The following is a 9,789-nucleotide window of genomic DNA, read 5'->3' on the forward strand; positions in this document are numbered from 1 at the left end:
GTCTCCTCACTCTAAGACTTGATCCGCAATTCACCAGAGGTGAGCTGCGGGTTGCAGCCGGGGCGGTGTCCGGGCTTTCCGGCGTGGTCACGCACGTGGCGTGGCTCATCCAGGGTCGCTCGGGACCGCCGTCCGGCGGTTCGGGGAGCAGAGGTTCCACGGCGTTGCCGTGGGACTGCCGCATGACCAGCACCGCGAACGGTGGTCTGGCTCGGTGCGGTTGACTCCCGCAGGGCTTCTTCCAGCCCTTCGGAGAAGGTGATCTGCGCGTGCCGGGACGCGGTGGTGTCCAGGTAGGCGGTCTTGGGGTCGTCCGCGTCGGTGAAGCGGACGAACGCGGCCAGGGCGGCGGATACGAGGTCTCGTTTTCCGGCGAGGCCGCAGGCGCTGCACTGGTGCTCACGGTCGCGCAGGGCCTTGGTGACACGTTTGCCGCACAGGCAGTGCTGGGACAGGGCCGTGGACCAGGTGGAGGCGCGTACGAGCCTGCCGCCAGTGGCCTGGCATTCACGCTCAAGGGCGGCGATGAGCAGGCCGGGGGTGGTCTGGGAGAGCGGCTTGCCCCACAGCCGGTACCAGGTGCGGATGTCGCAGTCCTCGATCACGAGCACGGGGCCGTGGACGGCGATGATCTGCCGGGCGAGGAGGCGGGCACGGTGGCTGCGGTGATCGGCGGACGAGGCAGCGGATTCGGCCTGGCGGGCGCACAGATACCGGTAGCCGGTGGAGAACCGGTCACGGCGGAACGCTTGCTTCGGCACCCCATCGACGCGGGCGGCACGGGCGCCACCGGGCACGGTGACGGCCTTGGGCTTCAGGCCCTTGGCCGTCCGCTGCTCCGCCCGTCGGGCCTGCTTCTTCGACAGCCGGTACTGTTCGGTATTCGTCGCCCGGCGGGAGCGCTCCAGGGCCCGCGCACGGCCGCGCCTCGTCCGTGCTTCCCGCTCCAGGAGCGACCGTTGTTCGGGGCTGAGGGTGATCTCGGTGGACTGCGGCTTGCCGTCGGCGGGGTCCAGGCCGGCGGGCAGGGAGACCACGGACACATTGGAGACATTGCCGTCCACTCCGCCGATCCGGTCCAGGACGGCGGCCTGCTCACGCATGGCCCGGATGGCGGGAGCGGTGTAGCCGGGGCCGAGGATCATCAGGTGCGCCTCGTACGACCAGCCGCCCGGCGCGGACGCCTTACGGCGGCGCACGAGATCGACTTTGTGCCAGCGTCCGGGGTTGGCGAGGAAGTGTTCAACCCGCTTCCACTGGCCTGGTCGCTGCGGCACCCGCACCGGGAGCACGAGGTCGCCCCGGTTGCTGTCGGGCCCACCGGAGAACACCACGGCGAGCGGCCCGGTGTGGTCCCACCAGGTCGCCTTCCGGACGCCGGGCTTACCCGACGCGGTGGCCCTGCCTGTGGGCACGGTGCCTGACGGCACGGTCGGCACTGGCATGCGGCGGGGCTGCATCAAGGTGTGCCGGCCGCCGTCGGTGTAGGCCATGGTGTGGCCGTGGAGGCTGCCGACCAGGCGGAAGGTCTCCCACTTGCGGTCGGTGGTGTGGGAGCGGGCGCGGCCAGGCACGCGGAAGAAGTCGTACCACCGCCCGGTCTTCGGCTTCCCGAAGCGGTTGCCGGTGGCATCGGGGAACAGGTGCCGCTGGACGCCGTTCCACACCTCGTCGGCCATGTGCATCGCCAGGGCCTTCGAAGCATGGTGCTGCAAGTGCCCGGAGGCTTCGAGGTGCTTGTACGCACAACGCTCCAGGGTCTCACGGGACAGGCCGAGACGTTGCCGGACGGCCTTCGCCCCGTGCTCGTCGCGCTCGTGGAACGCGGCCCAGTAGGCATTGACCCTGGCGCGGGCATCACGCTGGACGGCCCGCTTGATACTCCACATCGCGTCGAACAGCTTCTCCAGCCGGGCCAAGTCGGCGGGGCAGGTGACGGCAAGCGGCAGCACCATCACCGACACCTGACCATCGTCGGGCTTCTGCCACTTCGGGGCCTTGTTCTTCCCCCGGAACCTCCGCTGCGCGCGGGCAGCTTGCACCGCCATCACCTCCCGTCACGGATCAGTCGCCCTACGCACCCTATGTGAGCAGTTCGCCCAATGAATGGGGTTTATGGCCATCACAATTCCTCGACAGGAAGAGGTCCGAAGGCGGCAGCGTCATGACTTCGCGTAGTCGCCGTTGGCGTCCTGGCCCGGCAACCGCAAGGGCATCGTGACTGCACAACCTTGAGATCGACTACGCCTGAATCGCGGAACACCTTCTACGGCGATAGCGGGCCCACGCGTAGCAGAAGCCCAGCGAGAACCCCACCACGTGGGCCAGGTAGGCCACCCCCGGACCGCTCCCCGCGCGGTGCGCGGCCAGCCACTGGAGGCCGAACCAGAACAGCAGCACGATCCACGCCGGGAAGCGCAGCGGCAGGAAGAGCAGGAACGGGAACAGGCTGGTCACCCGCGCCCGCGGGAAGAGGCACAGGAAGGCCCCCAGCGCCGCCGAGATCGCCCCCGACGCGCCCACCAGGGTCTGGTCCGAGGACGCGTTGGCCGCCGCGTAGGCCGCCAGCGCGAGGTATCCCGTGCAGACGTAGAACACGAGGAACGGGGCCCGGCCCATCCGCTCCTCCGTCATCGCGCCGAAGACGTGGAGGAACAGCATGTTCCCGAGCAGGTGCAGCCAGCTGCCGTGGACGAAGAGCGCCGTCAGCGGGGTCAGCAGCGGGCGTCCGGCCCCCGAGAAGAGCTCGTCCGGGACGACGCCCCAGTGCCGGAAGTACGCCGTCCCCGTCTCCGTCAGCAGATCACCCGTCCCGTAGGCCGGGTTCAGGCCAGAAGCCGGGCCGAGGAAGAACACCGTGCAGCAGGCGGCGATCAGCGCGTACGTGACCACGGGGCCCCGGGCGGCATCGCACAGGGTCCGCCACTTTACGATCATGCGACAGAGCATGACGCAGGCGGACCCACCTGAGGGTGGTGCCAGGCCGTAGGGTTACGTGCTGCGGTCCGCCGACCGCGGCGTAGGGCTTTAATTGAATGAGCTACGAAGGAGAGAGCGGCCTGATGACGGTTCCCCTGCCGACCGACACCACCCGGTGGCGCTGCACCCTGTGCGGCAACCTCACGCGGTTCGATGTCACCCGATCGTCGAAGGTCGTGGAGTACGTCCACCTCGATCTCGCCGGGGAGCCCAAGGTCGAGGAGCGCGAGGTGGTCAGTGAGACCATCGAGTCGGTCCGCTGCCGCTGGTGCAACGCGGTGGACCAGATCGAGCTCGTGGACAGGCCGGGCACCGACTCCTGACGGAGCCGGGCCCACAGTAGATCACGGTAGGGGTGACGGATTGTGGAGCCAGCAAGCGGCGCGACGCCGGCCGACGCGGCCGGCGACGCCGCGGAGGTCCTCGACCGCCCGCTGCCGGAAGGCGTGCGGCGCCGGGTCGTCGCGATCGTCTCGGACGCCTTCGGCGGTCTGACGGTCGGGGACCTCCCGGCGCAGCTGCGCCAGTACGCCCGGTTCACCCCGACCCGGCGCGCCAAGTTCGCGGGCAACGCCATGGCCGCGGCCGTGGAGACCGACGGGGTCTTCCGCAGCCGGATCGCGGAGAAGCTGCGCGAGGCGCAGCCGGAGCTGACCGGGGCCCTGGAGTCGGGTGCCCCGCCCGCCGCCGCGGACCCGCTGGACGTGGCGGCCGCCGCGTACGTGCTGCGCCCGGCCGGCTGGGTCAAGCTGGTGGCGTCCGCCGGTGAGGAGGCGCAGCGCGCCGACGCCGAGCGGGTCGGCGACGAGACGCGGCGGGAGCTGGAGCGGCTGCGCGAGGAGCTGGCGCAGCTGAAGGAGGCCCAGCGCTCCGGTGGCGAGCAGGTGCGGGCCGAGCTGGAGGCCGCCCGGAAGGAAGCGGAATCGCTTCAGCGCAAGCTGCGCAGCGCCCTGAGCGACGTCAAGCGGGGCGAGGCGGCCCTGCGCAAGCTGGGCGGCGAGATCGACGGGATCCGAGGTGAGGCGGCGGCGCAGGTGGCCGCCGCCGAGAGCGAGTCCCGGCGGCTCAAGTCGCGCCTCGCGGAGGTGGAGTCGGCGCTGGAGACCTCGCGCCGGGCCACCCGGGAGGGGCGCAGCATCGAGGACATGCGGCTGCGGCTGCTGCTGGACACCGTGCTGGACGCGGCGGCGGGGCTGCGCCGCGAGCTGGCGCTGCCGCCGGTCTCGACGCGGCCGGCCGACACCGTGGACGCGGTGGAGCCGGGCCGGATGACACCGAAGGACATCGCGGCGCGCGCCTTGTCGGAGACCGATCCGGCGCTGCTGGACCAGCTGCTGGCGCTCCCTCAGGCGCATCTGGTGGTCGACGGCTACAACGTGACGAAGACCGGCTATCCGACGATGCCGCTGGAGAAGCAGCGGCTGCGGCTGCTGGGCGGGCTGTCGATGCTGGCCGCGCAGACGGGTGCCGAGATGACGTGCGTCTTCGACGGTGCGGAGCTGGCGGCGCCGGTGCTGCTCGCGCCGCCGCGCGGGGTGCGGGTGCTGTTCTCCAAGGCCGGTGTGACGGCGGACGAGTTGATCCGCCAGCTGGTGCGGGCCGAGCCGCCCGGCCGTCCGGTGGTGGTGGTCTCCACCGACCGCGAGGTGGCCGACGGGGTGGCGAAGGCGGGTGCCCGGCCGGTGACGTCCGCATTGCTGCTCAAGCGGCTTTCGCGCGTTTCGTAACGCAAGCGGAAGACGTACCGTCAGCTCCTCGGCACGCAGCGTGGGGCTTCTGTGAAGGAAGCGGAACGGCGACGGGATTTTTTCCGCAGGGGGTTTGAAGTGATCAAGGGCAGCTCGCTAGGGTCCGCTCAAACCTTCGTGCGGTAGCGCACCCGTTCGGGTGCGGGCCCCTGAGGAGAAGGAGCCCGCCCCCGTGGCGTCCCACCGCCGACCCAAGCCGCCGGCCCGCACGCGCGCGACCGTGCTCACCGCCACCGCCGCCGCGGCGGTCGCCCTCTCCGCGCAGTCCGCCGTGGCCGCCCCCGCCGGACCGGACAAGGACGAGGTCAAGACCAAGGTCGACGCCCTCTACGAGGAGGCCGAACAGGCCACCGAGAAGTCCAACGGGGCCCGCGAGCACCAGGCGGAACTCGAGAAGGAGATCGCGCGGCTCCAGGACGCCGTGGCCCGCGACCAGGACGAGCTCAACGGCCTGCGCAACACCCTCGGTTCGCTCGCCACCGCCCAGTACCGCGGCGGCGGCATCGACCCCTCCGTCGCGCTCCTGCTCTCCGGCGACCCCGAGACCTACCTCGACAAGGCCTCCACCCTCCAGCAGCTGAGCGGCAGGCAGCTGGAGGCGGTCGCCAGGATCCAGGCCAAGCAGCGCGCCCTCGCCCAGCAGCGCCAGGAGGCCGCGAGCAAGCTCGCCGACCTCGACGCCACCCGCAAGGAACTCGGCGAGAAGAAGAAGGCCGCCCAGGACAAGCTCGCCGAGGCCCAGGCCCTCCTCAACACGCTCAGCGCCCAGGAGCGCAGCCGGCTCAAGGAGGAGGAGGCCAGGCAGAGCGCGGCCGGGCAGAAGGCCGCCCCCGCGGTGAAGGCCTCCGGCCGCGCCGGGGCCGCGCTGGCGGCCGCGAAGACCAAGCTCGGCAGCGCGTACATCATGGGCGCCACCGGCCCCAGCGCCTACGACTGCTCCGGACTCACCCAGTGGGCCTACGGCCAGGCCGGCGTCGGCATCAGCCGCACCACCTACACCCAGGCGAACGACGGCACGCGCATCGGCCGCAGCCAGCTCCAGCCCGGTGACCTGGTCTTCTTCTACGACGACCTGCACCACGTCGGCCTCTACGCCGGCAACAACATGACCCTGCACGCCTCCAACCCGCGCGGAGGCGTCAAGTACGAGTCGATGGACAACATGCCGTTCCAGTTCGGCGTCCGCATCTGACCCCCCGCCCCGGACGCGCCGTACACCGCCCATCCGGGCGAATTGCGCGGACCCGCCCTGACCTCGCGCCCCGCCCATGACCTGCGTCTGAGGCGGGGCGCCGTCATGTCCGCTCCCCGGCGGTCGTTGGCCGGTGCGTGGTCGCACGGCTACTGTCTGCCAGCGCGGAACCCCGGTACACGGCCGTCCATGGGGGGCGGACCCGGGCCCCGCGCTGCGGAAGGGAGCGGTTCCCCATGGCGTCCCACCGCCGGTCCGGGCTCAGCGGCCTCGACCGGAACACCAAGGTCACCGCCTTCACCGCCGCCGCGGCGGGCGCCGCCGTGGCCATCACGGGCGCACCCGCGCTCGCCTCCCCGGGCCTCCCCCAGGACCCCGCCGGAAGCGCCCGCGCCCAGGTCGACCGGCTCTTCGAGGAGGCCGAGCAGGCCACCGAGCGGTACAACGAGGCCGGCGAGAAGGCCGACGCCCTGCGCGCCCAGATCACCCGGGCCCAGGACGCCGTCGCCCGCGGCCAGGACCGCATCAACACCATGCGGGGGGTCCTCGGGACCTTCGCCGGCGCCCAGTACCGCTCCGGCGGCCTGGACCCCACCGTCGAGCTGATGCTCTCCGACGACCCCGCCGCCTACCTCGACAAGGCCGCCGTCCTGGGCCGGCTCAGCGGCCGCCGGGCCCAGCAGCTGGCCGAACTCCGCGAGGAGCAGCGGCGGATCGGGCAGCAGCGCCAGGACGCCTCCCGCAAGCTCGCCGAACTGGAGGCGCTGCGCACCGAGGTGGCCACCCAGAAGCGCTCCGTCACGGCGAAGCTCGCCGCCGCGCGCCGGCTGCTCAACGACATGCCCTCCGAGGAGCGCGCCGACTTCGAGCGCGCCTCCCGCTCCGGCGGCCGGGGCCACGGAGACGGCATGCCCGGCCTGCCCGGCCTGCCCGCCGGCGGCGGGCACGCCTCGGGCCGCGCCATGGCCGCCGTGATGGCCGCCCGGGCCGCCGTCGGGAAGCCCTACGTGTGGGGCTCCACCGGCCCCTCCGGCTTCGACTGCTCCGGGCTGATGGTGTGGTCGTACCGCCAGGCCGGAGTCTCCCTGCCGCGCACCTCGCAGGCCCAGCGGTACGCGGGCCGGCGGGTCCCGCTGTCGCAGGCGCAGCCCGGGGACCTGGTGACGTACCGCTCCGACGCCAGCCACGTCGGCATGTACGTGGGCAACGGCCAGGTGGTGCACGCCCCGTACCCGGGCGCGCGGGTGCGGTACGACCCCGTCGGGATGATGCCGGTGTCCTCGGTGACCCGGCCCTGAGTCCGGCCGTGCGTACGATCGGTGGATGACCCCGGTCCGTCGGCGCACCGCCGTACGCCTCCTCGCGCTCGCGCTGTGCCCGCTCCCGGCGGTGGCCGGCTGCGCGGACCCGGTGCGCATCGCCCCCACCGACGCGGTCGTACGGCGGGTCGTGGCCGACTGGTCGGCGGCCCCGCCCGCGCGGCTCGCCGGGATCCCGCTGGAGGGCTGGTCGTACCAGGTCACCTCGGTCCAGCTGGACGGCGCACGGGCCTTCGCGCGCGCGGAGCTGCGCTACCGGCTCGCCGGCTACGACGCGGCCCCGGCGGGCTCGGCCCGCGAGGTGGAGCTGACCCGGGACGGCGCCGGCTGGCGGGTCACCGCCGACCGGCCCGCCCCCGGGGCGCCCGCGCAGCTGTGGGACCAGGGCGATCCGGCCGCCGTGCGGGGCGCGCACAGCCTGGTCCTCGGGGTCGGCCGCAGCCCGCAGGAGCTGTCGGACCTCGCGGCCGAGGCGGACCGGGCGGTGCCGGCGGCCGGCGCGGCCTGGCCGGGGCCGTGGGCGCGGCGGGTGGTGGTCCTGGCCCCCGCGACGCTGGACGCGATGGCCGCGCTGCTGGGGCGGCCGGCCGACACCTACCGGGGCCTGGGGGCCGTCACCACCGGCAGCACCGGGGGCGGGCCGGCGCCGGCCGACCGGGTCGTCGTCAACCCGGAGGGGTACGCGGGCCTTTCGGAGGCCGGGCGGCGGATCGTCCTCACCCACGAGGTCACCCACGTCGCGACCCGCGCCGCCACCTCGGCACGGACCCCGCAGTGGCTGTCGGAGGGCTTCGCGGACTGGGCGGCGTACCGGGGGACGGGGACCACCCCGGCCGAAGGCGCGCCCGAGCTGGCGCGGGCCGTGCGGCGCGGCGAGCTGCCGGGGGCGCTGCCGGCCGACGGGGACTTCGCCTTCGGCGGCGACCCGTCGGCGGCGGCCCGGGCGTACGAGGGCGCCTGGCTGGCCTGCCGGCTGGTCGCCGCCCGCTGGGGCGAGGCGGCGCTGGTCCGCCTGTACGAGCTGGCCGGCCGCGAACCGCTGCCGACGGCCCTGGAGCAGGCCCTGGGGACGGACGCCGCCGGTCTCACGGAGGCCTGGCAGGAGACGCTGCGGCAGGAGCTGCGGTAGCCGTCCGGTACGTTGGCCGGGATGCACAAGACGCTGATCGTGACGAACGACTTCCCGCCGCGCCCGGGCGGCATCCAGGCCTTCCTGCACAACATGGCGCTGCGGCTGGACCCCGAGCGGGTCGTCGTCTACGCGTCCACCTGGAAGCACGGCGCGGAGGGCCGCGAGGCCACCGCCGCCTTCGACGCGGAACAGCCGTTCCCGGTGGTGCGCGACCGTACGACGATGCTGCTGCCGACGCCCCGGGTGACCCGGCGGGCGGTGTCCCTGCTGCGCGAACACGGCTGCGAGTCGGTGTGGTTCGGGGCCGCGGCCCCGCTCGGGCTGATGGGCCCGGCGCTGCGGAGGGCCGGCGCGCGGCGGATCGTCGCCACGACGCACGGGCACGAGGCCGGCTGGGCGCAGCTGCCGGCCGCGCGGCAGCTGCTGCGGCGGATCGGCGAGGGCACCGACACCCTGACCTACCTCGGGGAGTACACGCGCTCGCGGATCGCCTCGGCGGTGACGGACCGGGCGGCGGCCCGGATGGTCCAGCTCCCGCCGGGGGTCGACGAGAAGACCTTCCACCCCGGCTCGGGCGGCGCGGAGGTCCGGGCCAGGCTGGGCCTGTCCGACCGCCCGGTGGTCGTCTGCGTGTCCCGTCTCGTCCCCCGGAAGGGTCAGGACACCCTGATCGAGGCGATGCCGCGGATCCTGGCGGCGGTGCCGGACGCGGCGCTGCTGATCGTCGGCGGCGGGCCGTACGAGGCGGACCTGCGGGCGCTGGCCGCCGCGAAGGGGGTCGCGGACTCGGTGGTCTTCACGGGCGCCGTCCCGTGGTCGGAGCTGCCGGCCCACTACGGGGCGGGGGACGTCTTCGCGATGCCGTGCCGGACCCGGCGGGGCGGGCTGGACGTGGAGGGGCTCGGCATCGTCTACCTGGAGGCCTCGGCGACGGGCCTGCCGGTGGTCGCGGGCGACTCGGGCGGTGCGCCGGACGCGGTGCTGGACGGCGAGACGGGGTGGGTGGTCCGGGGCGGCGCCCCCGACGACGCGGCGGACCGCGTCATCACCCTGCTCCGCGACCCGGAACTCCGCGCGCGCATGGGCGAGGCGGGGCGTGCGTGGGTCGAACGCCAGTGGCGCTGGGACCACCTGGCCGAAGGCCTCCGCGCGCTGCTTTAGAACGCGCCGCTCGTGCGGTGCGGCGCCGGGGCGCCTTACCGGCTTCGCGCCGCTGCGACAGCCTCCGGCCGTCGGACGTGGGGCGGGGCCGGTTCCGGTGGCCGGTGCCGGTGGGTGTGCCGCTGCGCGGTGCGGGGTCCCCTACCCGCCCTTCCACCGTTCCCAGGGGCTCCGCCCCTGACCCGGTACGGGCGCTGCGCGCCCGTCGCCTCAAACGCCGGCGGGGCTATCTATAGCCTCGCCGGCGTTTGAGGCGCG

8 protein-coding genes are annotated in these 9,789 nt (G+C 73.7%); 6 read left to right on the forward strand and 2 right to left on the reverse strand.

Annotation, left to right across the window (positions count from 1 at the left end):
* Nucleotides 1-11: 11 nt before the first annotated feature.
* On the reverse strand, nt 12-2,042 hold the full coding sequence (locus AC07A6_RS37990) for a zinc ribbon domain-containing protein (protein WP_478780168.1): 2,031 nt from the start codon (nt 2,040-2,042) through the stop codon (nt 12-14).
* A gap of 199 nt (nt 2,043-2,241) precedes the next feature.
* Nucleotides 2,242-2,949, reverse strand: coding sequence for a rhomboid family intramembrane serine protease (locus tag AC07A6_RS37995; protein WP_362468750.1), 708 nt, complete (start codon nt 2,947-2,949; stop codon nt 2,242-2,244).
* 113 nt (nt 2,950-3,062) lie between these two features.
* Between AC07A6_RS37995 and AC07A6_RS38000 the strand changes: the two genes are divergently transcribed.
* The 6 genes from AC07A6_RS38000 (at nt 3,063) to AC07A6_RS38025 (ending at nt 9,531) form a co-directional block, all read left to right on the forward strand.
* On the forward strand, nt 3,063-3,302 hold the full coding sequence (locus AC07A6_RS38000) for a hypothetical protein (RefSeq protein ID WP_007263676.1): 240 nt from the start codon (nt 3,063-3,065) through the stop codon (nt 3,300-3,302).
* A 39-nt stretch (nt 3,303-3,341) separates the two neighbouring features.
* Nucleotides 3,342-4,706: an NYN domain-containing protein gene (locus tag AC07A6_RS38005; protein ID WP_362468761.1), complete on the forward strand. Its 1,365-nt coding sequence runs from the start codon at nt 3,342-3,344 to the stop codon at nt 4,704-4,706.
* 193 nt (nt 4,707-4,899) lie between these two features.
* Nucleotides 4,900-5,919: a C40 family peptidase gene (locus AC07A6_RS38010; RefSeq protein ID WP_478780169.1), complete on the forward strand. Its 1,020-nt coding sequence runs from the start codon at nt 4,900-4,902 to the stop codon at nt 5,917-5,919.
* A gap of 236 nt (nt 5,920-6,155) precedes the next feature.
* Nucleotides 6,156-7,217, forward strand: coding sequence for a C40 family peptidase (locus AC07A6_RS38015; RefSeq protein WP_478780170.1), 1,062 nt, complete (start codon nt 6,156-6,158; stop codon nt 7,215-7,217).
* A gap of 25 nt (nt 7,218-7,242) precedes the next feature.
* Nucleotides 7,243-8,367, forward strand: a complete 1,125-nt coding sequence (locus AC07A6_RS38020; protein ID WP_478780171.1) for a hypothetical protein — start codon at nt 7,243-7,245, stop codon at nt 8,365-8,367.
* A 21-nt stretch (nt 8,368-8,388) separates the two neighbouring features.
* Nucleotides 8,389-9,531, forward strand: coding sequence for a glycosyltransferase family 4 protein (locus AC07A6_RS38025; protein ID WP_362468758.1), 1,143 nt, complete (start codon nt 8,389-8,391; stop codon nt 9,529-9,531).
* Nucleotides 9,532-9,789: the final 258 nt, after the last annotated feature.

The organism is Streptomyces sp. NPDC044002 (assembly GCF_056434525.1).

Bases quoted from the DNA above. Each gene is read 5' to 3' on its own strand.
- AC07A6_RS37995 (WP_362468750.1), bottom strand. From the start codon at position 2,949: ATGCTCTGTCGCATGATCGTAAAGTGGCGGACCCTGTGCGATGCCGCC.
- AC07A6_RS38000 (WP_007263676.1), top strand. From the start codon at position 3,063: ATGACGGTTCCCCTGCCGACCGACACCACCCGGTGGCGCTGCACCCTG.
- AC07A6_RS38015 (WP_478780170.1), top strand. From the start codon at position 6,156: ATGGCGTCCCACCGCCGGTCCGGGCTCAGCGGCCTCGACCGGAACACC.
- AC07A6_RS38020 (WP_478780171.1), top strand. From the start codon at position 7,243: ATGACCCCGGTCCGTCGGCGCACCGCCGTACGCCTCCTCGCGCTCGCG.
- AC07A6_RS38025 (WP_362468758.1), top strand. From the start codon at position 8,389: ATGCACAAGACGCTGATCGTGACGAACGACTTCCCGCCGCGCCCGGGC.